Here is a 23,744-nt window from a genome sequence, read left to right as displayed (position 1 = left end):
CAACTCGTGAACAAAGAAGGCGACAACCGTATGAACGCACATCTCAAGCAAATTCACCCGTTATCCTGGACCATTATCGTGGGGACGATTTTTGGACGTATGGCCTCGTCGATGAGTATTCCGTTCTTATCCATTTACCTCATCAAATCACTTGGCGCCTCCCCGTCCGAAACCGGAATCGTCGTTGCGGTCAGTTCGCTCATCGGGGTGTTCGCCAGCTTTTACGGCGGATATATCTCGGACGTGATCGGACGCAAAAGCGTGCTGTATATCTCCATCTTCGGCTGGGTGCTCGTGTTCATCGGCTTTGGCCTAGCGAATCAAGTGTGGCTCTTTTTTATCATGAATGCGTTAAACGGGTTATGCCGGGCGTTGTTCGAGCCGACCTCCCGGGCGCTGCTGGCCGATATTACACCGCAGGAAAGCAAGATGCTGGTGTTTAATCTGCGGTACGCCGCGATTAATCTAGGTGTTGTGGTCGGGCCGATCCTTGGGTTGCAACTGGGGGCTTCGGATTCGGGGCTGGCTTTCTATTTCGCCGGTCTCGTGTATTTAGTATATGGGCTGGTGCTGGTATTCCAGTTTATGCTGCACAAGGAAATCGGGACGGCGGATCACGGCGCAGGCGAACGCCTAACGTTGAAGGGCGCGATGCAGGTGACCGGCCAGGACCGGACCTTCCTATATGTGCTGGTGGGCATGATTTTCTGCGTACTTGGGTACGGCCATTTCAGCTCTACGCTGGCGCAATATCTGGAGATGACGCCGGATATCCAGGACGGGGCCAAGCTGTTTGGTTACATGCTGTCGCTGAACGCCATCGTCGTGTTGGCGGTGCAGTTCCCGATCGTTAAGTTTGCCGGGCGCTTCTCGCCGGTTGTGCCGCTGATTGCGGGCAATCTCTTCGTGTCCGGCAGCCTGCTGCTATTCGGATCGGTACATGCGCTGTGGGCGTTTCTGCTCGGCGTTGTCATCTTTACGATCGGCGAGGTGCTGATGTTTACGATGACCGACGTGCTGGTTGACCGCATTGCTCCCGCCTCGCTGCGCGGGACGTATTTCGGCATGTTTGGCTTCAACCAATTAGGCAACGTGCTGGCGCCGCTAATGGGAGGGTTCCTGCTGGACGCCTTTGGCGTCTCGCAGTCCTTGCTCGTGTTTGGGATTATCGCGCTGACGACCGCTTTTGGTGTGCCGTTCCTGCTGCTGGCGAAGGGGCATTTAACCGCGCAGGAAGCGGCGGCGGTCGGGAAGGCGGAGGCTCCGGCGGGGGTGCCAAGCTAGTTTGAAGGGCTGGCGTGCCAAGGAAGTTCTTAGGCTGATCTGTCACGCGGACCTGCGTACATATCCACCAGTATATTGGAGTGAACTCCCCCCGCTTTTTGGAAGTCATACAGAGCATCATCAGGTCAACTAACTGGAGTTTCTACCGTTAACTAGGGACAATCTGGCGGTTCAGAGTCAATTAACCGGAAATCCTACTGTTAATTGGCCGGAAGTTACGCTATGGGGTGGTTTCGGGCGAAATTAACGTCAGAATTTCCATCTATTTCGAAAAAAACGCTGTATCCATCGAAATTAACGGTTCATTTTGCAGTTAAACGCAACCCTCGCGTTATCGACTGCCAAAAAACCGGATCGGCAAGTCATGCCCGGTCCGGTTTTTATTTCGGCTGCTTCGGCCAGACGAACGCGGAGATGATGACAAGACCATCGATGCCGAGCACCAGGCCCCAGACCCGCAAAATCCCGCCCAGCGCTTCGGTCCGGCCCGGATCGTCGATGAAGGTGATCATGCCGAGGAGCAGGGCTCCGCCAATCAGGAATGAGAGCGCATGGCGGAGAAACCCTCTCAGCTCCTGCTTGGCAAACTCCAGGCCATACCGTTTGGGCGGCCTGGCCTCCTTCTCCCCGGCGATCAGGTAACGATACCAGCGGTCGGCCCAGTCGATCATGCTTTTGCCGAAAGCAATCGACACGCCGATATAAACGGCCGCGAGCCCATGGGCTGTCGTCGCTGCGGCACCGTTGTACAAGTCCACGCCGGTGATGACGAACAGCAGCAAATCGATCACCGGCGTTAAGGCCAACAGCGCCAACCCCAGCTTTGGGCGCCTCAGCCCATAACGGACGGATAATCCCGCGATAATGACGATCCAAAAGGCGATTTCACAGGCGACGATCAACCAAGCGACAAAGTTCATAATGCCCCCCTTAACGCAATGAATGTGAAAAATGTCGAGTGTATTGTAACATCCCGCTTTAATTAATACAACTGTGCTAAATAAATGGTGTGATCGGCCATGGAGGTGGTAAACTAGAGACATGCCAAAACTAGTAGATCATGAACAAAGAAAACAAATTATAGCCGAAGCAACCTGGCGGGTGATTTTGGAGCAGGGGATGGAAGGGGCAACGGTTCGCAATATCGCCAGGGCGGCGGGACTTTCGCCGGGGGCGCTGCGCCATGATTTCAACTCGCAGGAGGAGCTGCTGCTCTATGCGATGAACCTGGTGAAGGAGAGGGCGGCAGGACGAATCCTTGACATTTCTGCGTTGATCCTGCCGCCGAAGGAGAAGGTGCTCAGAGTCTTGATGGAGCTCGTGCCGACCCGTGAGGAGACCCGGGCGGAAATGGAGGTGTGGGTGGCGTTCACCGCCTATTTCAGGCACAAAACCAAAGGGTTCGATGCACGCCATGACGGGTTGTACGACTTGATGCAGCGTCTGATCGCATCCATGGATCAGCATGGGCTGCTGCAAGCGGGGGTGGATCGGGAGCTGGAAACGGAGCGGCTCTACGCTTTGATCGACGGCATTGCCCTGCATGCCTTGCTCGATCCGGTACGGCTTGATCCTAAGATAATTAGCCGCGTTCTGAAGGCCCACTTGGACTCGATCACGAACGCGGTTGAAGAGGTTTGATTATTTATTTTTACGCGACACATTCAGCAAGGATAAACCGAAGAACAACAACGTTGTCACGAGGAGAATGACGATGCTTAACCAAGGCTCGACCTGGTAGCTGCCAAAGTGGTACACAACGCCCATATTTTCCGTAAACTCCGCTTGTGCCCCGGCCGGTGCGCCGCTAAAGGACACCTCCATAGGATGCTCCAGCATCACGTTACGGATCAATGCACCGGCATGGGAGACCGGGAAGATCTTAATGACCCATTGCACGGCCTCGGGCAGACTGCCCATCGGTACGTAAATGCCGGTCAGGAAGCCGATCAATGTGCCGATCACCGTACTGGCCGCCGAGAAGGCGTTCTGGCTGCGCAGGAACGTAGTGATGAAGTAGACGATCGAGCTGCTGGCGAGCACGGATAACACAATCAGTCCAAGCACTTTCAGGATACTGAGCAGCGACAGCAGCTCCCCGCCCAGCATGACGATATACAGCTCGCCAAGGATAAAGGTGACCACGCTCATGATGACGCCTACTGAGCAAGCGCTAAGAATGTAACCGCCGGTCAGTTGGCTTCGGCGAATGGGGGAGGTCGTAAAGTCCTTAAGGATTTTACGCGAGCGGTCTTCAACCATAATTCCGAAAGCCCCCATCGTCGAGGTCACGGAGGTGACGGCAAGTATTCCGGCCAACACCCAGCTGTTGATCAGAACGGACGCCCCTTCGAATACCGGCAGGCTGTCCACAAGCGTGTCCGCGAGAAAGAGGACGTACAGTCCAAGAATGATAAATACGGCCAGCAGGGAAAACAATACGGCAGCGCGGTCCCTAAAGAAGATTTTCAAATTCCGGTTCGCAATACTTAACATCAGCTTCGAACCTCCGTTCCCGTCAGGTTAATGAAGACGTCGTCCATCGTACCGTTGACGACTTCCAGGTTGGCGATATTCTCGCGGCACTGATCCAGGATTCCCAGCGCTTCCACGGTGTGGTTGAGCGCAATACGGTAGATACCCGCGGCATCCCGTTCAAAGGCAAGCCCTAACTCTTTCAGCAGGGTGGCCAGCTCGGCGTCGTTCACCGGTTTGATTTTCAACATGTCGGAAGCATACCGGTTCTTGAGCTCCAGCGGCGTGCCTTGCGCCAACACCTCCCCGTGGTCGATGATCGTGATGTAGTCGGCTTGGGCAGCTTCCTCCATATAATGCGTGGTCAAAAACACCGTCATGCCCTGTTCCCGCTGCAGCTTCAGCACCATTTCCCACACTCTTTTGCGCGTTTGCGGGTCCAGTCCCGTTGTTGGCTCATCGAGAAACAACACCTTGGGCGTATGGATTAATGCCCGGGCGATGTCAGCCCGACGACGCTGCCCGCCGGACAGCTTGCCATAAGGACGCTTCAGAAACTCGTCGACGCCGGCTGTCTCTGCTGCAGTTTCTATCGCTGTATTGAGTTCCGCGCGAGACTTCCCATACATGCGTCCGCGAATTTGCAAATTCTCCTCGACCGTAAGCAATGGATCCAGCAGGCTGTCCTGAAACACGATCCCGATGGAGGAGCGAATTTGATCATCATCCCGTCCCAGGTGGTACCCGTCGATCAGGACCTCGCCGCCGTCCGGCTGCAACTGGGTGGAAATGATATCGATTGTCGTCGATTTGCCCGCTCCGTTGGGCCCGAGAAAGGCGAACAAGCTGCCTTCCTTCACCGTAAAGTCCACCTTCTTCACGGCCTCTAGCGAGCCGAATTTTTTCTTGAGTCCGGTAACTTCAATGATATTCCCCATCAGTTGATCTCCCTCCAAGTACTCTATTTATGATTCAATTTGGATTGAATACGCTGGTTGATCTTATCGGCGTCAACGCGGTCCTTGATGACCAGCACGCCGTATACGGCGAAATACACCATCACCGACATCCCGCCGATCAGCGCGAAATTGGGCCAATCCATCGGAAATACGCGGAACAGCCAGCCGATGCCAAATACGGAAACCAATACAGTCACGATATCTACGGCGATGGACGACCACAGGCTTTTCCAAGGAATCCGGTCGGTGAGGAACATCAACAAGGCGATGCACGTCGTCATGGCGAAGATTTGCAAGGCCAATAGGGTTGTTAAGGGAGGGAGCACGTCAAGTAGTGACAGACCCGAGAAAATCAAGATAACGAACGTATATGAGATGCAGTCGATCGTGATGTAGGTTTTCAATTTAATCATTCCTTCGGCCCTCCTAGAAATTAAATTTTTCCTTAAATCCCTGCACGTAATGACGGTTGATGATCAGCTTCTCCCCGTTTTGGAGCCGGGCCTCGAAGCGGCCGTTGATCAAAGCTCTGACGCTGGAAAGCTTCGTCACATTCAGGATGCAGCTTTTGCTGATCCGCACGAAATCGGCGTTGGCTAGCTGATGTTCCAATTCGTACAGCTTCAGGCTGCAGTCGAAGACGTCTTTTTCGCAATACGCAAAGGTCTTGTCTTCAATCGATTCGAAATAGTAGATATCTTCCGGCCGGAGGGGATGGACGGCACCGTCCTTTTTGCCCATAATGGCAAACCCGTACAACCGGATCTGAGCGATCAGTCTCTCCAAATCGGCATCGATCAGCCGGCATTTGATCGTGATTTCTACGTCCTCATGGTCGAGGGATTGGTCGATGATCAGTTTCAAAAAGGTTCACTCCTCGTTCCCTGGATAAGCGGTGCCCGATCGTTGGATGGGTTGGTGAATTAACCATAGCATGCCGTTTTTTAGGGACGCAATAGCGTCATCGGTAAGCTGCATCTAAGGCAGGGTAAAATGCATCCGGGCATTTGTCCTTGGGTCAAGCCGGGGCTAGTCTGCATAATCGGCCAAGTTCCCTCATAGACATGTATCAGTTTAGGAAATCAAACTGCAGAGGGGATGAAATCATGCGCCGTCTCACATGGATGCTGACCATCGTGATAGCCTTAAGCCTAGTGCTGGCTGCATGCGGGAAGAAGGACGCCAATGGCGTCGTCAAGGATTTGGACAAAGTGGTTGCCCAGTTGGAGAGTTATCAGGGCTCCGGCACGATGACGCTTTATACGGGTGACAAGCCTCAGGAGTACAAGGTAGAAGTCTGGTATCAAAACCCGTCGTTCTACCGGATCGCGCTCACCAATGCACAGAAGGATGTCACGCAGATCGTGCTCCGCAACGAGCAAGGTGTCTTCGTGTTGACGCCAAGCTTAAACAAGAGCTTCCGTTTCCAAAGCGATTGGCCGGAGAACCAAGGTCAGGTATATCTGTACCAAACGCTGGCCCGCAGCATCTTAAGCGACAGCTCACGGCAATTTGAAAGCGACAAGGAGAGCTATATTTTCGAGGTTGCAGCCAATTACAACACCCATGCCTTAGTGCGGCAAAAGATCTGGCTGGCCAAGGACAACTATGCGCCGAAGCAAGTCCAGGTTTCCGATGCCGAAGCGAAAGTCGTTGTCGAAGTGAAATTCGATAAATTCGACTTTGGCACCAAGTTCGATAAGAACTCGTTTGACATGCAGCATAACCTGGATACGGCGGCTCAGGATTCCCAAGGCACCTTGCTTGAAGTCGATGAGAACGGCATGCTCGTGGAGAAGACGCCAGCCGATGAAGCGACAAGCGCAAATGGCGATGCAGAAGGGGCCAACACACCGGCAACACCGGCACTGACAGAACCTTTTGGCGTCATTATCCCAACCTATTTGCCGGATGGGGTCTTGTACCAAGACGACAAAGCCGTAGAAGGCGCCGATCGTACGACCGTGCTGCTGCGGTATGACGGTACATATCAGTTTACGCTGTCGGAGACGCGTTCGCCGGACCGTACCGCTTCGCTCGTACCGGGTGAGTTGGTCGATATGGGCTTTACGTGGGGCCTGCTGACGGGCGATGCGCTGCAGACGCTCACTTGGACGGTGGATGGTCTGGAGTTCCGGATTACCAGCGAGAACTTGCCGGTGACCGAAATGGTTAAGATCGCCGCGTCGATGCAGGATCAAACCGGGAAATAACAAGGACAGGCGGATTACGGCTGCGCCGGCGGGAGGAGACTCCCGCCGGACCCGTCGATTCGCCTCTTTATCTATATGGAGAGATCCGCTAAAATAGCCCTTCCCGAGAATTGGGTTCTTTTGCAGAATTGACAGTGGCATCCATGAACATTACCATTAGGTTATTGCTCAGATATTAGAACTCTCAATCTTTGGAGAAGGTGACCCGAAAGTGCAAGTGATGTATCGACCAACCCGTGCGGAAATTGATTTGGATGCACTGCGCAGCAATTTTGAGGAATTGCGGAGAAGACAACCCGCGGACATGAAAATGCTGGCATGTGTAAAAGCTAATGCTTATGGGCACGGCGCCGTGCCTGTAGCGAAGGAAATGGAGCGGATCGGCGCGGACTACCTCAGCGTTGCATTCCTGGACGAAGCGCTGGAGCTCCGGAAAGCCGGCATCAAGCTGCCGATTCTGGTGCTAGGGTATACGCCGCCTCACGGGATTCGTATCGCGTGGGAGCATGACATCACGCTGAACGTATTCAGCAAGGAAGTGCTGGATGCAATCGAAGCGATGGATCCTGCCGAATTCCCGCATAAGCTGAAAATCCATATTAAAATCGATTCCGGTATGGGACGCGTCGGACTGCTGCCTGGGGATGAGGCGGTCGCCTTCATACGCAAGGCCATGCAAGCACCGCAAGTGGAAGTGGAGGGCTTGTTCACCCACTATGCCACGGCGGACGAGGAAGACAAAAGCTATACATTGGAACAATTTCGCCGGTTTCAGGGTGTGGTGGACGCGCTGCGGGAGCATGAAATTCGCATCCCGATCATACATACGGGGAACAGCGCAATCGCCATTGATATGCCAGAATTGTCGGTGCAGATGGTCCGCATCGGCATTGCTATGTACGGCTTGTACCCGTCCGACGAGGTGAGACGCGATCAAGTGCGGCTCACCCCGGTCCTTTCGCTGAAAACCGAAACGGTACGGGTCAAGACGCTGCCACCCCATTCCGCCATTAGTTATGGAGCGAAATACGTCACCCAGCAGGAGGAGCGGATTGCCACCCTTCCGATCGGGTATGCCGACGGATATTCGCGATTGCTGAACGGCAAGGCTCAAGTACTGATACGCGGACGCCGCGTCCCTGTAGCAGGCGTTATTTGCATGGACCAATGTATGGTATCGCTTCAAGCTTTGGCTGAAGAAGCCAAAGAAATTCAAGTCGGCGAAGAGGTTGTGCTCATCGGCCGGCAAGCCGGCGAGGAAATTACCGCCGGGGAGTTGGCTTCCGCCATGGGAACGATCCATTACGAAATGATTTGCATGCTGGCCCATCGGGTACCCCGGGTTTACTTGCGGAAGGGCGAACCTACCGTATTGCTGAACCCGCTGCTGTGACAGACTGGAGCGGCAGACAAAATTCAACAAATCTTTACCCTGAGGGAGGAATTTGTGCCGGGTCTATCGAATACTAAACATGGAAATGTTCAGGTATGTACGGCGTTGGCGTTTTTGTTTATAATGAAATGCAGCATACTTGATATACTACCGGCATATATTTCTTTTGTATAAATTTCCTTGAATAATGCTATACTGATATCAGGAAACAGGGTCGAGTAGGTTTTGGGGGTGGAAGTTTTAAGATGGCCAATATGCATAACACCAAAAGAATCATGATCAGTTTGCCGGATCATCTTTTGCAGGAAGTCGATGGAATCGTGGCGATGGAGAACTCCAACCGCAGCGAGTTGATCAGGCAGGCCATGAAGCTGTATCTGAATGAGCGGAAGAAACGATTCATCCGGGAATCGATGCAGCGCGGCTATATGGAGATGGCAAAAATCAATTTGTCCATGGCCTCCGAAGCGTTCCACGCGGAAGAAGATGCAGACATCACTCTGGACCGCCTAGTAAGCGGGGTGTAAACATTGATCGTAAAGCGCGGCGACGTTTTTTTTGCAGACCTTTCCCCTGTGGTAGGTTCCGAGCAGGGTGGGGTCAGACCGGTGCTTATCATCCAGAATGATATCGGAAATCGATTCAGCCCAACGGCCATTGTTGCCGCTATTACGGCGCAAATCCAAAAGGCGAAATTGCCAACCCATGTTGAGATTGACGCGGCTACACACGGATTTGACAGGGATTCCGTCATCTTGCTGGAGCAAATTCGAACGATCGACAAACAAAGACTAACAGATAAAATTACGCATTTGGACGATGAGACGATGAAGAAAGTGAACGATTCGCTGCTCATCAGTCTCGGTTTAATCGATTTTTGAGTCTTCCTAAACTAAAACTAATGCGTTTTCAGATTGACCTTCGAACGCTTCGGACTCGCTCCGGGGCGTTTTTGATTTTGCCGATAATTTCGATAAAAGGACCTTATGATTTTGCTATTACGGGTGCGGGGGATTGGAGTACGATGAGAGTAATCACGGATAAAGGAGAGGTTGCCGTTTGAGCGCTCAATATGAAATCTATGACGATCCCTTCAAAATGTTGATTTTACTGGCTACGTTTGTGGCGGAGCAGCAAGGCAGCAAGCTGGATTACGAGAACGTCGTGCCCTTTGAGAACGACAAGTTTGTGTTGACGAACGGCCGGTTCCTGTACAAAAAGGATCAGGTCGAGATCACCTGGTACCAGTTCCTGGGGCGGGATATCCAGTGCAACAAGGACCTGACCCGGCAGGAGTATAACCGGATGTTCGTGGATTGCATGGCCTCGGTATACGGGGTAAGCTAAGCCGCTAACCAAAACCAAAGTGCAAGCGCAAGGGAGTTCCTTAGCGGCTTGCACTTTTTTATTTGGGTTGACTCGGTTGGGGGCGGGGCGGCGAAATATATTCGGTTTTTCATATACATTATGCGATTTCTTGTGCCGGAAGGTACATTCTATATGAAATTTCATATAGATTTCGCCCGAAACCGCGGGATTTGGTGCATTCTATTCGATTTTTCATATAGAATCTCGGATTCTGGTGCCCGGAGGGGTCATTCTATATGAAATTTCATATATATCTCGCTCGAAACCGCGGAAACGGGTGAATTCTATTCGATTTTTCGAACACATTTGGGGACTGAGCGGTTTAATCGGTCCGCAGCGCGTAAATTGGTCGGAGCTTGGCAGCCTTGTTGGCCGGAATCATTCCAAAGACGACGCCGATGAACAAGGAGAAGCCAAACGCGATGAAGACAATCGGGAATGACACGGTGGTCGTCAGCGACGAGTAGTGGCCGATCAATGCGCTGGCACCGTAGCCCAAACCGATGCCGATCAAACCGCCGAAGCCGCTGAGCGCCGTCGACTCGACCATGAACTGCAGCAGGATGTCGCGTTTCTTAGCGCCGATCGCTTTGCGTACGCCGATTTCCCGGGTACGTTCGCTGACGGAGACGAGCATGATGTTCATGATCCCGATGCCGCCGACGAGCAGCGAGATGCCGGCAATGCCGCCGAGTGCCAGCGACAGCATCTGGGTTGTCGAATTCAGCGTATCCAGCATCTCCTGGGAATTAAAAATGCTGTAGGCGTTGCTGGCGTTTTGGAACTTTTTATCCAAGGCGGTTTCCAGCGAGGTTTTGACCATCTCAATCTGCTGGGTGTCCTCCACCTGAACGGTTATTGATCGAACGCCGCGACTTTGCAGGAAGCGCTCCGCCGTAGCGATCGGGATGAGCAGCTTATTATCGTTGGAGGCGGTCAGGCTCGAACCTTTGGATTCCAGTAAACCTACAATGGTAAAGCTGCTGCCGTTCAGTTGAATCGTCTGGCCAACCGGATTGTCGGTGCCAAAAAAGGTGCTGGCGGCCTCCGTACCGATCAGCGCGACCTTCATACGGAACTCGTTGTCCATATCAATGATGTAACGACCGGCTTGGACGTGGAAATCCTGCACCTCCTCGTAGGAAGGTGCGATGCCTTCTACAGTGAGGCTGTCATTGGTCGTTCCTTTCTTGGCCGTCACGGAGCCGTTGATTACGGGGGATACGGCCTTTACTCCTTTGATCTCTCCCAGGGCCATCGCTTCCTCGAAGGAGAGCGAGGTGGTGCTGCCCCTGCCCATGATGTTCACCGTAAGCAAGTCGGTGCCCAGCCCTTCGAGCTGGTCGGTAATTTGCGAGGTGGTACCTTGTCCCACGGACACGAGCGTTATGACCGAGGAGACGCCGATGATGATGCCTAGCATCGTGAGAAAAGAGCGGATCTTCGCTCCGGCGATGCTTTTCCAGGCCATTTTGACGCTTTGGAGAAGGTTCATGCCGGATTCCCCCGATCTTCGACGATATGTCCGTCCTGAATCCGGATGACCCGCTTGGCCTGCTCGGCGATGGACAGGTCATGAGTGATGACGATGATCGTATGGCCCAGCGCGTTCAACTCCTTCATCTTGTCCATCACCTCAACGCCGGTTTTGCTGTCGAGTGCGCCGGTGGGTTCGTCCGCCAGCAGCATCGGAGGCGCACCGGCGATAGCCCGTGCGATCGCGACACGTTGCTGTTGCCCGCCTGATAATTCGGACGGACGATGATGCATCCGGCCCTCCAAACCGACGAGGTGGAGCGACTCCTCGACGGATTTTTTTCGCTCTTTGTGCGGGACGTTTCGGTAGATTAGGGGCAGCTCGACATTTTCGTAAGCAGACAATTTGGGCAGCAGATTAAACTGCTGAAAAATAAACCCGATCTTCTCGTTGCGAATCGTGGCCAGCTTGTTGTCGGACAGCTTGCGAACGTCCTGGCCGTCGAGCAGATAAGTCCCTTCGTTTGCGATGTCCAGGCAGCCGAGCATGTTCATCAGTGTGGATTTGCCGGAGCCGGAGGGTCCGATGATCGCCACGAATTCGCCATGCTGTACCTGAAAGCTGATATCGCTTAGCACCGTCATCATCTCCCCGGCCATGCGGTAACCGTGGCCGAGGTGCTGCACATCAATCAGCGGGGGAGTGGACAGGGCGGCCATTATCTGCCACCTCCGCCACCGAAGCCACCGCCGCCGGTTGGGGCAGCTCCACCTCCGCCAGGAGCAGTGCCCCCGCCAAAGCTGGTGCCAGCACCGCCTCCGCCGCCAAATCCGCTGCCTCCGCCAAATCCGCCCTGCATTCTCGTCTGCTGCTGTTGGGCAGCGGAGCCGGAGGAGGTGCTGATGACCGTTGGGATCACTACCTCCTGACCTTCGGTTAAGCCGCTGACGATTTCGATTAACGTTTCGTTATGCGCGCCAACTTCAACGACCTGCATGCGTCCGCTCATGCCACCGGAGCTGCCGTTGCCCCTGGCGGCTCCGGTGGCTCCGCCACTGGTACTAGGCGCACTGCCGGTGCCTGGCGCGTCGCCCGCCCCGGCGCTGCCCGTGCCCGCTTCGCTTGCCGCCCCGCCCGCTTCGCTCGCTGCGCCGCTTCCGGTGCCCGGCAGCAGGACTACGTACCGGCCGCCCCGCTGCTGAACCGCCTCGATCGGCAGGGTCAAGACGTCCTGCTTCTCCTCGGTGATGATCGTCGCCTCCGCCGACATGCCCACCCGTACACCGGTGGAATCGTTTAGCGCGATCGTGACGTCAAACAGCGATACGCCGCCCGAGGCGACCCCTTCGTCGGCGATGTCGGAGACGACGCCTTCAAAGGTCTGATCCGGCAGCGCATCGACCTGCACGGTTGATTTCATGCCTTCCTCAACGCTGGGGATGTCCAGCTCGTCTACCTGGATCTTGACGCTTAGCTTCTGGTAATCATTAATGACGAACAGCTCGGAACCGCCTTTGGCCTGCTCGCCGGCGGTGATGTTAACGGCGGTAACCGTTCCGTCGATGGGCGAGGTTAATGGATCGGGCGGAACCATGTCCTCCTTCAGCTTGGTTATCTCCGTCTCGGTGTTGCTGATGTTCAGCTCCTGTTTGGTGATTGACTTTTTGGTTGCATTTAGCGTTTGCTCGTCGGCTCCCTCTTGTACCTGCCGTTTAAACTGCTCCTGCAAATCCAACAGGTCCAGCTTTTGCGATTCCAAGGAGGATTGCTGCGATTTGAGGTTATCGGAGTTATCTGTACCTTCAAACGTAAGCAGCACCTGGCCTTTCTTCACAACGTCACCGGCCTTGACGTGGACTTCACTGACCTTGCCCTCATCTTTCGTACGGACGCTTTCGCTTTCCGTAGAGACGATGGAGCCCGAGCCGGAGACGCTGACAGTAATGTCGCCTTTGCTGACCCGCGTCGTATTCTGAACGGGCGTCGCAGCTTGCTTTGGCTTGTTCGGAATCGTCAAGATCAAGAGAAGAGCGAGGGCGATAATAACCACGGCACCCATCCCGATCCACAACCACTTCTTTTTCAATGGAATCCCTCCAACTTATGTAATCCGCCAGCAAGCGTCAGAGCTTGTACGGCACTTTCCACTCAACAAGTCGAGCCTATTGTAAGGGATGAAGATGAGGCTAACCTGAAGTCTAGCTGAAAGTTTTCTGAATGAATTAGGGCAAGTTAGGGGGTTGCGAAAAAATAATTCATGGCGACTTCCCGTACGATCTAGTACAATAAATGTAACATTTTCCGGGGAGGAACCTTTTTACATGGATCAACGTCCGTCTGAAACGCCTTATTCTTATTCCACGTTCAACCAATATCCGCCATCGGCACCGCCGGCGCCGCCCAAAACGAACGGCAAATCGATCGCCTCGCTGGTGCTGGGCATACTCTCGATTGTTATCCCGTATGTCGGATTTATTTTGGGGATCGTCGCCATCGTGTTTTCCAGCTTGTCGTTCAAAGAGATCAAACGTACGGGTGAGCAGGGCAAGGGACTTAGTGTCGCCGGCCTCGTTTGCGGCATTGTGGGTACGGTGTTGTATGGTATCATCATCGTGTTCGCAATTATCGCTGTTTTGATGTACGCGACCATGTGGGATTCCACGTACAGCACGTTCTAAACGATTACGCATTAAACACCGCTGCTCTGTGCGCGGTGTTTCTTTGTTTTCGATGACACCCGCTGGAAAAGGTCCGCAAAGTTTGTGATAATAGAAACAATCGCAATTTTTAGAATGAAAGAGGGATTCTGCCATGGCGCAAACGGAGACGAACGGAACAGCGGTGCAAGGGGGGGCCGATGCGGGGGAGCAGGAGCTGATTATCGCCCAAATCGCCAAGGAGTTGGGACTATCGCTGAAGCAGGTGCGAACGACGATTGGGCTGCTGGACGAAGGCAACACAATTCCGTTTATCGCTCGTTACCGGAAGGAAATGACCGGGGAGCTGGATGAGAACCAGCTTCGCAGCATCGAAGAGCGGACGCAATATCTCCGCAACCTGGAGGAACGGAAACGGGAAGTCGTAAGGATCATCGACGAGCAGGGCAAGCTGACGGACGAGCTGGCGGCCGCGATTGCGAAGGCGGTTAAGCTGCAGGAAGTGGAGGACTTGTACCGGCCCTACCGGCAGAAGCGGAAAACCCGGGCGAGCGTAGCCAAAGAGAAAGGGCTGGAGCCGCTGGCGGAATGGTTATTGTCGCAGCCGAAGCAAGGCGATCCTTTAGCGGAAGCGGCGAAGTTCACCCAGGCTGCCGGGATCGAAGGCGGCGTGGAAACGGCCGAGGAGGCGCTGCAAGGAGCGATGGATATCGTCGCCGAGCAGGTGGCGGATGAGGCCACTACCCGGGCTTGGGTCCGTAAATATACGATGGATCACGGAATGATGGTATCCGAAGCGAAGACGCCGGAAGAGGAATCCGTCTACGAAATGTATTACAACTACCGCGAGGCGGCCAAAAAAATGCCGTCCCACCGCATCCTCGCCATGAACCGCGGCGAGCGGGAGAACGTGCTAAAGGTGTCGCTGGAAGTGGATGCCGAAGCGATCTGCCGCCACATCGCCGGACAAGTCATCCGCGGGCGTTCCGCAACGGAGGACGTGCTGCGCGCGGCGATCGAGGATGCCTATAAACGCCTGATCGCCCCGTCGATCGAGCGCGAGGTGCGCGGGGAGCTAACGGAAAAAGCCGAAACCCAGGCGATTTCGATCTTCGCCGGCAATTTGCGTAGCTTGCTGCTGCAGCCGCCGGTTCGCGGCAAAAACGTGCTTGGCGTTGACCCGGCTTACCGCACCGGCTGCAAGCTGGCCGTCGTCGACGACACCGGCAAGCTGCTGGAGGTGGCGGTCACCTACCCGACGCCGCCCAACAATAAGAAGCGGGAAGCGGCGGCCAAGTTCCACGAGCTGATCGATAAGTACGGCGTTGAGCTGATTGTTATCGGCAACGGTACCGCCTCGCGCGAGACCGAGCAGTTCGTCGCCGAGGTCATTGCGGAACGTAAAGGCAAGGACCGCGAACTGGCGTACCTGATCGTCAACGAGGCGGGAGCCAGCGTGTATTCGGCTTCCAAGCTGGCGCAGGAGGAATTTCCGGATCTGGACGTTGCGGAGCGGAGCGCGGCCTCCATCGCTCGGCGGCTCCAGGATCCGCTGGCGGAGCTGGTCAAGATCGAGCCGAAGGCGATTGGCGTCGGACAATATCAACACGATGTCTCCCAGAAGCATCTTGACGAAAGCTTGAAGAACGTCGTGGAATCGGCCGTCAACCACGTTGGCGTGGACGTGAACACCGCTTCGCCGGCGCTCTTGTCCTACGTGTCCGGCGTGAACGCAACCACGGCGAAGAACATCGTCAAATTCCGCGAGGAGAACGGACGCTTCAAGAGCCGCAAGCAACTGCAGAAGGTGCCGCGGCTTGGCGCCAAAACGTTCGAGCAGTGCGTCGGCTTCCTGCGGATCAACGGAGGCGAGCATCCGCTTGATAAGACACCGATTCACCCGGAATCCTATGACGTAGTGACCCGATTGTTTGCGGAGCTGGGCGTCTCTTTGAACCAGTTGGGCTCCAAGGAGCTGAATGAGAAGCTAGCCGCCCTGGATCCAAGCGAACTGGCGCCGCGCCTCGAGGTGGGCGTTCCGACGCTGCGCGACATTCTCGAGAGCCTGCAGCGCCCGGGGCGTGACCCGCGCGAGGAGCTGCCGCTGCCGATCTTCCGCACCGACGTGCTGAAGATCGAGGATTTGGTTCCAGGTATGGAGCTGCAAGGTACCGTGCGTAATGTGATCGATTTTGGCGCTTTTGTTGATATCGGGATTAAGAACGACGGGCTGGTACACATCTCCCAGCTGAGTAACGGGTACGTCAAACATCCGATGGACGTCGTCTCCGTCGGCGACAACGTCACCGTCTGGGTACTGAACGTGGACGTCAAGAAAGGCCGGGTTGGTTTGACGATGCGAGGCCCTGCCGAGATCAAGGCCCAATAAGTTTGTTCGAATTAAAGAGCCGAAGCTGCGGAATTCCGTGGCTTACGGCTCTTTTTTGCGTGCTGAGGAGGGGTTACACTCTTGGTTTCAATCCCGCTAGTTCTACATCCCGGCGGATTGCCTAAGCTTGTCCGGCGCGAGGACGAGGATCATCTTCTTGTCGACCTGGATCAGCTCGCTGTACTGCAGGTCCAGCATCACCTTGGTCACCGTTTCGCGCACGGTACCGGACATGTCGGCAAGCTGTTGGTGCGTCAGCTTAAAGGCGATGAGGATGCCGTCTGGCTTTGGTGAGCCATGCTGATCCATCAAGCGCAGCAGCGTCCGTACGATCCGCGTCCGGGCGTCCAGCAGCGTTAGGTCCATAATCAGCTCATTCGCCTTCCGCAGGCGTCCGAGCGTGGTCTCCAGGATTTTCAGGGAAATCAACGGGTTTTGCTGCAGCAGGCCGATGAAATCCCGGCGTTTCAGCACATACAAAATTGATTTCTCTATCGTTCGCGCTGAAGCGGATCGCAATTGAACGCTCTCCAAGAGGGCCATTTCCCCGAAAAAGTCCCCTTCACTCAACACCGACAAAATAATTTCCCGGTTCTCGTCATTCCGGTAGATGTGGATGAGGCCGGATTGAATGAGATACAGCTCATCCCCTTCCTCATCTTCCAGAAAAAGGGTCGTCCCTTTATCGTATTCCCGGGTGATGAACAGCGGCGCCATTTTGGCCAGATCCACGGGATCCAGATGCTCGAAATAGGGAAAACGCCGGATCAATTCGAAATCGTTCATCAACTTGCCTCCTTTGGTCAAAAAATAGCGTAGGACCGAAAGTCCCACTCCTTAAAGCGGGGGTTCGGGGGTTGAAATACGAAAAAAAAGTGACTTTTTTCATATTTTGTAGCTTGGGCTACAAAATAATGGAATTCATCCTGATAAAGTAGTCCCTAAGAATTAATTCGCGATGATTCGACAGTTTCCTTCCATTCCGAAAATTCGGATTGGAGAAGGTAGAGATATAGGGGGTTGGAGTGTGAAAACGGTACGTGTGGAGTTATTAAAGCCTGGGGATGTTCTCGGAAGGGCCATTTTGAGCCGTTCCGGACTGTCGATTCTGGAAGAAGGAACGGTGTTTACAGAGGCTTACATTAAGCGAATGAAGGAGCTTGGCATTCCCTCGGTGGTTGTACGGGAGGTTCCGAAGGAGGGGAGCGGCGGACATTGGGACAAACCTTACGACTTGCGATCCGTCGATGCTGCCGATTTAGCCGCAGAGGGCGTAGGGACCACAGAGGCACCGGACCCGTTGATCCGGAAGCAAGCTGTGGAGGAATTAGTGGCGTTAACGCTGCCGGAAAAAATCGAAGGTCGACTGTCGGCCCCTCTGATCGAGGATCGGTTCAAGCGTTTGTTTCGCGGCATCATCTGTGATATTTCCTCGCATACCAAGTTGGTTGACCAACTGGCATTCATGCTGCAATGCGATCGGCGCCTCTTCAACCATTCGTTGAATGTGGCAAAGCTGTCCGCCATGCTGGGGGTATCCCGCCAATTCGACAATGCCAGGCTGCTGGATTTGACAGTGGGGGGACTCTTGTTTGATATCGGCATGACCCGTATGCCGCAATCCCTGATCCGCGCTAACCGGAGGTTATCCCGAGAAGAGCGGAAAACGTTGGAGAACCATGCGATCGAAGGCTATCGGATCATGATGTCGCTGGACGGGGTATCAACCGATTCGGCTAAATGCGCTTTGCTACACCATGAACGTTATGATGGGAGCGGGTATCCGGTCCGGATGTCGGGTGGAGAAATCCCCGAAATGGCGCAGATCGTTGCGATGGCAGACGTCTTTGACGCTTTGACCTCCCCGCGTTACCACCGGCAAGCCTACACGGAGAACGAGGCGATCGAGTTTCTGTTCGGGGCTGGGGACCGATATTTCGACGCGGAGCTTGTCAGGCAATTCGTAAGGCATATTTCCTTGTTTCCGGTATCTACACGCATCAAGCTAAGCAACGGTCAAATTGCGGAGGTTTCCTCCAATGCCAACGGCTTCGCCCATCGCCCGGTTGTTCGCGTCCTGCGGGAAGCGGATGGGACTCGGGTCCGTTATCCCTACGAGCTGGACTTGTCCACGAAGCGGGATGTCGTCGTGCTTCATTCCTGTGAGGGGCTGCATTCCTAAACGCATTACGGAGCCAGCGAGAACGAATTCGCTGGCTTCTTCGTTTCCTGGGGTGCCCTTGCTTGAAATTCGGAGAAAATTTAACCAAAAAAACCGGAGACTAGGACAAAAGTTGTGTTATTCTTTAATTAGAATAATTACAACCCACTGGGATGTGAACGTGTGAGGCGAAGATTATTTACCGTCTGGGGCGTGCTGATCGGCATCGCCTTGTTCCTGGTTTACCGGGGATATCCGAGCGAACTGGATTTTTGGGTAGAGGACCGCCTATATCAAAACCAAGGATTAGCTGACTCAAGAATCGTCCTCATCGGGATTGATGAGGAGAGTATCCACGCGCTGGGGCAATGGCCCTGGCCGCGCAGCATCCATGCTGAGCTGCTGAACCGAATTTCGACCGGGGAGCCGGCCGTTGTTGCGTTTGATTTGACGTTTCAGGTACCATCCTCGTCGCCTGACGACGATGCGGCGTGGGTAGAGGCGGTCCAGCAAGCCGGTAACGTTGTCCTGCCGACTTATGGGACCTTTGTCCCTTCACAGGAACGAGGGACGGTGGAGGCCTTGACGTTGGCCGATCCCTTCAGCGCATTACGGAAAGCCGCCGCGGCCGTCGGTCATATTAATGTCATGGCGGATCAGGATCAGATCGTTCGCCGATCCTTGCTTCGTTTTAAGTATGAAGGACGTTTGGTTCACCATTTGGCGTGGGAGATCAACCGGTTGTATACCGCACATTTGCAGCAAGATGATTCCCCTGAAGGGCCAGGAACACCCACACCGCCGCCGGTGGATGAGTTTGGTCGGTTCGTGATCCCGTTTACAGGCACTCCGGGACAATATGAGATGTTTTCCTATGCCTCCGTGTTGCGCGGAGACATTCCCGCAGATTATTTTGCGGACAAGATCGTGATGATCGGGCCCTATACGGCCTCCCTCCAAGACAATTACCCTACTCCTCTGGATCATCATACCCCCATGTACGGCGTGGAGATTCACGCTAACATCGTACAAGCCCTATTGGAGAACAACTTTAAGAAAACGGTGGACTGGCAATGGAACGCCTTGCTGCTGCTTGCAGCGGGTGCGGCCGCCTATTTATTTTTCCGCCTGATTCATCCGGTCTTTTCGCTGATAATGCTTGCCGTATTGGCCGGCTTGATACTTTACGGCGGGAATTGGCTTTATGACCAGGGACTTCTCGTTCCCGTCGGATATCCGCTGCTGTTCTTGGGTGCGTTCTATTTTGCGGCGTTGCTGCTTCGCTATTTTTACGAATGGACGGAGCGGCGAAGGGTGACGGAGATTTTCGGACGTTACGTAGCACCTCAAGTGGTTAATCAGATTCTAACGGCAGGTAAGGAAGGGTTAAAGCTGGGAGGCGTGCGCCGGACCCTGACGGTGATGTTCATCGATATCCGTGGATTCACCTCCTTATCCGAGTCGTCGGAGCCGGAGGAGATCGTATCGGTCATCAATGAGTATCTGGACTTGGCTGCGCACTGCGTATTTCGTTATGAAGGAACACTGGACAAATTTATTGGGGATGCCGTGATGGCGATTTTTAATGCGCCGTTGGAGCAAGAGGATCATGTCTTAAAAGCCGTACAGGCGGCGATGGAGATTCAGAAGGGGGCCGCTGAGCTGGAAGCAAAGTGGAAGGCCCGGCTGGGCCGCGAGATCCGGTTTGGCATCGGAATCCATACGGGACCGGCGGTATTCGGAAACATCGGCTCGCGGAAGCGGATGGATTACACAGCTATTGGGGACACGGTGAACACGGCGGCGAGGTTGGAAAACCGGGCGGAACCGGGACGGATTTTGCTGAGCGAAACCGCCTATGCCGAAGTAGAAGGCAAAGTGGCCGTCTCGAAACCCGGCTCTTATCAACTTAAAGGCAAGGAACAGGAAATTGTGGCGTATGAAGTGGAGGGTTTGCTTTGAAATTCATGAAGATCGCGTTGTCACTGTTGCTGGCAGTAACTCTGCTGGTGCCGGCGGCAGCTGGGGCGAAGGATACGAAGAAGATCGGGAAAATCCTTGACGTCACCGGCAGCGCCGAAGTGAAAAAAGGCGGCGAGAAGAAGTTCAAAGCCGTGAAAAATATGGCTATAGCCGAAGGGGACGTGCTGATTACCGGCGAGGAGGGACGCGTCGAGCTGGAGCTGGACAGCGATAAGCTGGTTTATGTCGGTCCGGACACGAAGCTGATGGTTAATGAATTGGTGAAAAGCGCCAAGGCGATGGAGGGAAAGACCAGCTTGTCCCTTCAGAAGGGCAGCGTGCTGATTAAGGTGAAAAAGAAGCTGACCCAAGACTCCCGTTTCGAGATCAAAACACCCACCACCGTTATGGGCGTGATGGGTACGGAGTTTATCGTTGGGTACGCACAGGCGCAGACTTATGTTGGCGTTCTGGAAGGCCGTGTTTCGGTAAGACGGGCAGCATCGGTCGAACCTACCGCTGAGCTTACCGTTAGCCCAGGGGAGCAGCTGCGGCAGGCGGCCGACGGAACCGGGAAGGTTGTAGCGCTTAATTGGGAGGATGTCCCCTTGTTCGCTTTGGAGCAGGTTTATGCGGATCTGACAATGACGGGGGAGGCTTTGCCCGTTGGATTGGATCTATTACAGCGTACAATCGAACGGAGAACGGAAGAGGAAATTCGTGCACGGAAAGAGAGAACAGCTGCGCCTGCTCCGGTCATTCGATTCGAAAATGAGGGCAGGGCTTCCACTCTGGATGTGCCCCCCTCTGGGAATTCGAACAACGGTGGTTCAGGCGGCGGCAGCGGGCAGGATCCTGCGCCTACTTATCCCCTGGTTGTCTCCGTACCGGAGTTTGAACAAGACCCTGAGTATCGCACCGATGTCAACATCGTGCTGAAATTGTACGGAGACCGGATTACGAGGGTGATGCGCACTGACACGGAAACGGACCTGGTTGAAGGCGTGGATTACGTAGTGACGGCGGGCTCTAATACTGATCAATCGAGATTGGTGATCCAAGCGGCCTATTTGCAGGGCGTTGAGTACGGGATCGAATCGCTGGGGATTAAGCTGTTTTTTGCCTCCGGGTATGATTTGCCGATGATTGAGCTGCACGCCCGAGTGCCGCAACCCCCGGAACTGGATATGGAACAGATTGCGAATGAACCTTACTCCTTGGTTTGGGATCTATCGACCCTTTCCATCCCGTTTGCGACCCCTATCGAGTTCAATTCAGGGGCCGGGGCACCGGACCCGATGGAATCGGCGATAACCTTATATCATATCGTAAGTTACGATCCGGATAATCCCCGACAAATGGACGCGTCCGGCTTGAGTATCGAAGGGAACCGTCTCATCATCATGCTGGATGGGTTACTGGAACTTAAATCGCAAATCACCTTCTATATACAGGATGGGCTGCTGCGGAATCCAAATACCGGTGATCTGCAAACGCTAATCGAGTTGTCCTCGGAGGTCAAACCACATGCGGATCGCGATCAAGTGACCTACAGCAAATCGCAGCCGGGCGATCTTGTCTGGCTTGTGAATGGTCTCGGAGATGCTTTTGGACCGGACGACGACTATGATACTGTGCTTACCGATTCGATTGGTGAGGAACGCACTTTGTTCTCACAGCAGGACTTCAGCGCAGAGAGCGATGGTTCTCAGCTGAGGTTTACGTTAAGACAAGCTTTGTTAAATACGTTGGACCCGGGAGTATACGTTCTTCGGATTCCGTTTGATTACCTGGATATCATGGATCAAGCGGAAATAACGATTACGGTGGAGGATTGACGTTATGGATGGCCTGTAGGCCATTTTCGGGAGGAGGAGTCTGTAATTGGCGAACATAAAAATTCCTTTAAGCGCAAGAACCGTTCTAATTGGTGCCATAAGCCTGATTTGGCTGTGCGGAGGAATAGGAATAGGGAATGCCGATCCGGCGGGGCGAGCGTTAGCTTCCGGGGCTTCCGTAGAAATCATTGAGCCGACAGGGCTAGGTTTTGATTCCGACGGGACTTTGTTGGCTGCGGATGCCGGCGCCCCTCGGATCTGGGCTTGGAATGGAAGCGGTTGGACGGCCCGTACCGGCTCGGCGGCGGAGGCGCAAAGCGGCGGGTACAGGGATGGTTCAGCCGGACAAGCTTTATTCGAGCGTCCCGCCTTTCTCGTAAGTGATGGGAAAGGAACGGTTTATGTCAGCGATCCGGACAATCAGGTGATCCGTAAAATCAAAAACGGCATGGTCTATACGCTGGCGGGAACCGGGAAAGCGGGGTATCGTGACGGAAAGCCGGAGGAGGCGCAGTTTCACAATCCGACGGGACTGGCGCTGGATGAAGATGGATATCTGTACGTAGCCGATACGCTGAATCACGTGATTCGCCGGGTAGCTCCGGACGGCACGGTCAGTACTTGGGCCGGGAAACCGGAGGAGACGGGCGGTTACGCGGACGGAGCCGGACTATCGGCCCGGTTTAACGAGCCGGTTGGACTGGCCTGGGGAGAGGACGGGCTATTTGTCGCCGACAGTGGCAACCAGGTCATCCGTCATATCCGGGCGGGAGTTGTGGCGACCTATGCCGGGGTACCGGGGGTGCTGGACCGAGACACCGGTTATTTGCGCGGAGGTTATCGTAATGGCGAGCGGGATCAAGCGCGGTTTCATCGTCCGACAGGGATAGCCTATGGGGATGGAGTCCTTTATGTGGCCGATCGCCTCAACCGCCGAGTCCGCGCTATCACGCCAGACGGACGGGTTGTCACGTTGGATACCGGCCGGGCGGAGACCTTGCTCCCGTCGGACGGTACTGGGATGGTGCAACCCGCGGAATCCTCGACATCCGCAGGACTTGCACAGCCTTACGGTCTAGCTTACCGCTCGGGAGAACTTTACGTAAGCGACGCAACCCGGGGGACAATCGAGAGGATCCAGGCGGGGCCTAATGGGCTGTCCATACTGCGCAGTGGCGCTGATTTGCTGGACAGCGTTGATCTTGAGCCTGCCGGGGCTCAGCTTCAGGTATGGTTTGACAACCGGCTTGTCCGGTTCACGGGAGCCGCACAGCCCTTCTCTCGCCAAGAGCGGATTTATTTGCCGCTGCGGGAACTATTTGAAACATGGGGCGCTCAGGTGGTATGGCTTGCAGATCGGGAAGAACTTTCTATCCGCAAGGGGACGTGGCAGGTGGCGTTTTCCACTCGACAGTCAGGGATTCAGCGGATCGGGGGAACCTTTTATCTAGAGCCCCGGGTTCTTTCGGACATGTTGGGTTTACTCGTTATTCATGACGAGGAGTTTCACGCATTGGTGATCAGCAGCAACTAATATGAGGGTTGCTAGACAAAGTCGCAGCGCGGTG

22 protein-coding genes are annotated in these 23,744 nt (G+C 54.6%); 13 read left to right on the top strand and 9 right to left on the bottom strand.

From position 1 onward, the window contains the following. Positions 1-30: 30 nt before the first annotated feature. Entirely contained in the window at positions 31-1,284 is a 1,254-nt protein-coding gene (locus BN3277_RS22740; protein WP_059046625.1) for an MDR family MFS transporter, read from the top strand. 380 nt (positions 1,285-1,664) lie between these two features. Here the strand turns inward: BN3277_RS22740 and BN3277_RS22735 are convergent, their stop codons facing one another. Continuing rightward, positions 1,665-2,204 (bottom strand): hypothetical protein, encoded by a 540-nt coding sequence (locus BN3277_RS22735; RefSeq protein WP_059046624.1) that lies wholly within the window; start codon positions 2,202-2,204, stop codon positions 1,665-1,667. Positions 2,205-2,325: 121 nt separating this feature from the next. On the opposite strand from BN3277_RS22735, the gene BN3277_RS22730 reads away from it, so the two are divergent. Next, complete coding sequence (locus tag BN3277_RS22730; protein WP_059046623.1) at positions 2,326-2,925, top strand: TetR/AcrR family transcriptional regulator; 600 nt, start codon at positions 2,326-2,328, stop codon at positions 2,923-2,925. Here BN3277_RS22730 and BN3277_RS22725 read toward each other — a convergent pair whose 3' ends face one another. Genes BN3277_RS22725 through BN3277_RS22710 form a run of 4 tightly spaced genes read right to left on the bottom strand, consistent with a single transcriptional unit; the run spans position 2,926 to position 5,582 of the window. Then, positions 2,926-3,780, bottom strand: coding sequence for an ABC transporter permease (locus BN3277_RS22725; protein ID WP_059046622.1), 855 nt, complete (start codon positions 3,778-3,780; stop codon positions 2,926-2,928). Continuing rightward, positions 3,780-4,697, bottom strand: a complete 918-nt coding sequence (locus BN3277_RS22720) for an ABC transporter ATP-binding protein (RefSeq protein WP_059046621.1) — start codon at positions 4,695-4,697, stop codon at positions 3,780-3,782. The genes BN3277_RS22725 and BN3277_RS22720 overlap by 1 nt, the downstream gene beginning before the upstream one ends. 23 nt (positions 4,698-4,720) lie before the next feature. Then, entirely contained in the window at positions 4,721-5,131 is a 411-nt protein-coding gene (locus BN3277_RS22715) for a DUF3021 family protein (protein ID WP_059046618.1), read from the bottom strand. A 13-nt stretch (positions 5,132-5,144) separates the two neighbouring features. Then, complete coding sequence (locus BN3277_RS22710) at positions 5,145-5,582, bottom strand: LytTR family DNA-binding domain-containing protein (protein ID WP_059046617.1); 438 nt, start codon at positions 5,580-5,582, stop codon at positions 5,145-5,147. A gap of 242 nt (positions 5,583-5,824) precedes the next feature. On the opposite strand from BN3277_RS22710, the gene BN3277_RS22705 reads away from it, so the two are divergent. From BN3277_RS22705 to BN3277_RS22685, 5 genes are all read left to right on the top strand, one after another. Next, complete coding sequence (locus BN3277_RS22705) at positions 5,825-6,931, top strand: LolA family protein (RefSeq protein WP_059046616.1); 1,107 nt, start codon at positions 5,825-5,827, stop codon at positions 6,929-6,931. Between the two features lie 211 nt (positions 6,932-7,142). Next, entirely contained in the window at positions 7,143-8,324 is a 1,182-nt protein-coding gene (gene alr / locus BN3277_RS22700) for an alanine racemase (protein WP_059046615.1), read from the top strand. 245 nt (positions 8,325-8,569) lie between these two features. Then, a complete protein-coding gene (locus BN3277_RS22695) occupies positions 8,570-8,851 on the top strand; it encodes a CopG family ribbon-helix-helix protein (protein ID WP_018750966.1) in 282 nt (93 codons plus the stop codon). A gap of 3 nt (positions 8,852-8,854) precedes the next feature. Further along, on the top strand, positions 8,855-9,205 hold the full coding sequence (locus BN3277_RS22690) for a type II toxin-antitoxin system PemK/MazF family toxin (RefSeq protein WP_059046614.1): 351 nt from the start codon (positions 8,855-8,857) through the stop codon (positions 9,203-9,205). 178 nt (positions 9,206-9,383) lie between these two features. Continuing rightward, a complete protein-coding gene (locus tag BN3277_RS22685) occupies positions 9,384-9,671 on the top strand; it encodes a hypothetical protein (RefSeq protein WP_059046613.1) in 288 nt (95 codons plus the stop codon). A gap of 343 nt (positions 9,672-10,014) precedes the next feature. On the opposite strand, the gene BN3277_RS22680 is transcribed toward BN3277_RS22685, so the two are convergent. From BN3277_RS22680 to BN3277_RS22670, 3 genes are read right to left on the bottom strand one after another with little or no spacing between them, the layout of a single operon-like run. Continuing rightward, entirely contained in the window at positions 10,015-11,187 is a 1,173-nt protein-coding gene (locus tag BN3277_RS22680; protein WP_059046612.1) for an ABC transporter permease, read from the bottom strand. Beyond that, positions 11,184-11,888, bottom strand: a complete 705-nt coding sequence (locus tag BN3277_RS22675; RefSeq protein ID WP_059046609.1) for an ABC transporter ATP-binding protein — start codon at positions 11,886-11,888, stop codon at positions 11,184-11,186. The genes BN3277_RS22680 and BN3277_RS22675 overlap by 4 nt, the downstream gene beginning before the upstream one ends. Beyond that, positions 11,888-13,255, bottom strand: a complete 1,368-nt coding sequence (locus BN3277_RS22670; RefSeq protein ID WP_059046608.1) for an efflux RND transporter periplasmic adaptor subunit — start codon at positions 13,253-13,255, stop codon at positions 11,888-11,890. The genes BN3277_RS22675 and BN3277_RS22670 overlap by 1 nt, the downstream gene beginning before the upstream one ends. Before the next feature lie 235 nt (positions 13,256-13,490). On the opposite strand from BN3277_RS22670, the gene BN3277_RS22665 reads away from it, so the two are divergent. Together BN3277_RS22665 and BN3277_RS22660 are read left to right on the top strand one after the other, a co-directional pair. Continuing rightward, positions 13,491-13,847, top strand: coding sequence for a DUF4190 domain-containing protein (locus tag BN3277_RS22665; protein WP_059046607.1), 357 nt, complete (start codon positions 13,491-13,493; stop codon positions 13,845-13,847). A 133-nt stretch (positions 13,848-13,980) separates the two neighbouring features. Continuing rightward, positions 13,981-16,215, top strand: a complete 2,235-nt coding sequence (locus tag BN3277_RS22660; protein ID WP_059046606.1) for a Tex family protein — start codon at positions 13,981-13,983, stop codon at positions 16,213-16,215. 102 nt (positions 16,216-16,317) lie between these two features. Here the strand turns inward: BN3277_RS22660 and BN3277_RS22655 are convergent, their stop codons facing one another. After that, positions 16,318-17,001 (bottom strand): Crp/Fnr family transcriptional regulator, encoded by a 684-nt coding sequence (locus BN3277_RS22655; protein ID WP_059046605.1) that lies wholly within the window; start codon positions 16,999-17,001, stop codon positions 16,318-16,320. A gap of 241 nt (positions 17,002-17,242) precedes the next feature. On the opposite strand from BN3277_RS22655, the gene BN3277_RS22650 reads away from it, so the two are divergent. The 4 genes from BN3277_RS22650 (at position 17,243) to BN3277_RS22635 (ending at position 23,710) form a co-directional block, all read left to right on the top strand. After that, the gene (locus tag BN3277_RS22650; protein WP_059046601.1) at positions 17,243-18,397 is read left to right on the top strand and encodes an HD-GYP domain-containing protein; all 1,155 of its coding nucleotides are present in this window, start codon (positions 17,243-17,245) and stop codon (positions 18,395-18,397) included. Between the two features lie 162 nt (positions 18,398-18,559). Then, a complete protein-coding gene (locus BN3277_RS22645) occupies positions 18,560-20,338 on the top strand; it encodes a CHASE2 domain-containing protein (protein ID WP_059046600.1) in 1,779 nt (592 codons plus the stop codon). Between the two features lie 5 nt (positions 20,339-20,343). Beyond that, positions 20,344-22,176 (top strand): FecR domain-containing protein, encoded by a 1,833-nt coding sequence (locus BN3277_RS22640; protein WP_232436523.1) that lies wholly within the window; start codon positions 20,344-20,346, stop codon positions 22,174-22,176. A 46-nt stretch (positions 22,177-22,222) separates the two neighbouring features. Next, a complete protein-coding gene (locus BN3277_RS22635; protein WP_059046598.1) occupies positions 22,223-23,710 on the top strand; it encodes a stalk domain-containing protein in 1,488 nt (495 codons plus the stop codon). Positions 23,711-23,744 lie beyond the last annotated feature (34 nt).

Source organism: Paenibacillus rubinfantis (genome assembly GCF_001486505.1).
Lineage (GTDB): Bacteria > Bacillota > Bacilli > Paenibacillales > Paenibacillaceae > Fontibacillus > Fontibacillus rubinfantis.
Note: the sequence above shows the minus strand (reverse complement) of the source record. Positions and strands in the feature narration are given on the sequence as shown.

Bases quoted from the DNA above. Each gene is read 5' to 3' on its own strand.
- BN3277_RS22740 (WP_059046625.1), top strand. From the start codon at position 31: ATGAACGCACATCTCAAGCAAATTCACCCGTTATCCTGGACCATTATC.
- BN3277_RS22735 (WP_059046624.1), bottom strand. From the start codon at position 2,204: ATGAACTTTGTCGCTTGGTTGATCGTCGCCTGTGAAATCGCCTTTTGG.
- BN3277_RS22730 (WP_059046623.1), top strand. From the start codon at position 2,326: ATGCCAAAACTAGTAGATCATGAACAAAGAAAACAAATTATAGCCGAA.
- BN3277_RS22725 (WP_059046622.1), bottom strand. From the start codon at position 3,780: ATGTTAAGTATTGCGAACCGGAATTTGAAAATCTTCTTTAGGGACCGC.
- BN3277_RS22720 (WP_059046621.1), bottom strand. From the start codon at position 4,697: ATGGGGAATATCATTGAAGTTACCGGACTCAAGAAAAAATTCGGCTCG.
- BN3277_RS22715 (WP_059046618.1), bottom strand. From the start codon at position 5,131: ATGATTAAATTGAAAACCTACATCACGATCGACTGCATCTCATATACG.
- BN3277_RS22705 (WP_059046616.1), top strand. From the start codon at position 5,825: ATGCGCCGTCTCACATGGATGCTGACCATCGTGATAGCCTTAAGCCTA.
- BN3277_RS22695 (WP_018750966.1), top strand. From the start codon at position 8,570: ATGGCCAATATGCATAACACCAAAAGAATCATGATCAGTTTGCCGGAT.
- BN3277_RS22680 (WP_059046612.1), bottom strand. From the start codon at position 11,187: ATGAACCTTCTCCAAAGCGTCAAAATGGCCTGGAAAAGCATCGCCGGA.
- BN3277_RS22675 (WP_059046609.1), bottom strand. From the start codon at position 11,888: ATGGCCGCCCTGTCCACTCCCCCGCTGATTGATGTGCAGCACCTCGGC.
- BN3277_RS22665 (WP_059046607.1), top strand. From the start codon at position 13,491: ATGGATCAACGTCCGTCTGAAACGCCTTATTCTTATTCCACGTTCAAC.
- BN3277_RS22660 (WP_059046606.1), top strand. From the start codon at position 13,981: ATGGCGCAAACGGAGACGAACGGAACAGCGGTGCAAGGGGGGGCCGAT.
- BN3277_RS22655 (WP_059046605.1), bottom strand. From the start codon at position 17,001: ATGAACGATTTCGAATTGATCCGGCGTTTTCCCTATTTCGAGCATCTG.
- BN3277_RS22640 (WP_232436523.1), top strand. From the start codon at position 20,344: ATGAAGATCGCGTTGTCACTGTTGCTGGCAGTAACTCTGCTGGTGCCG.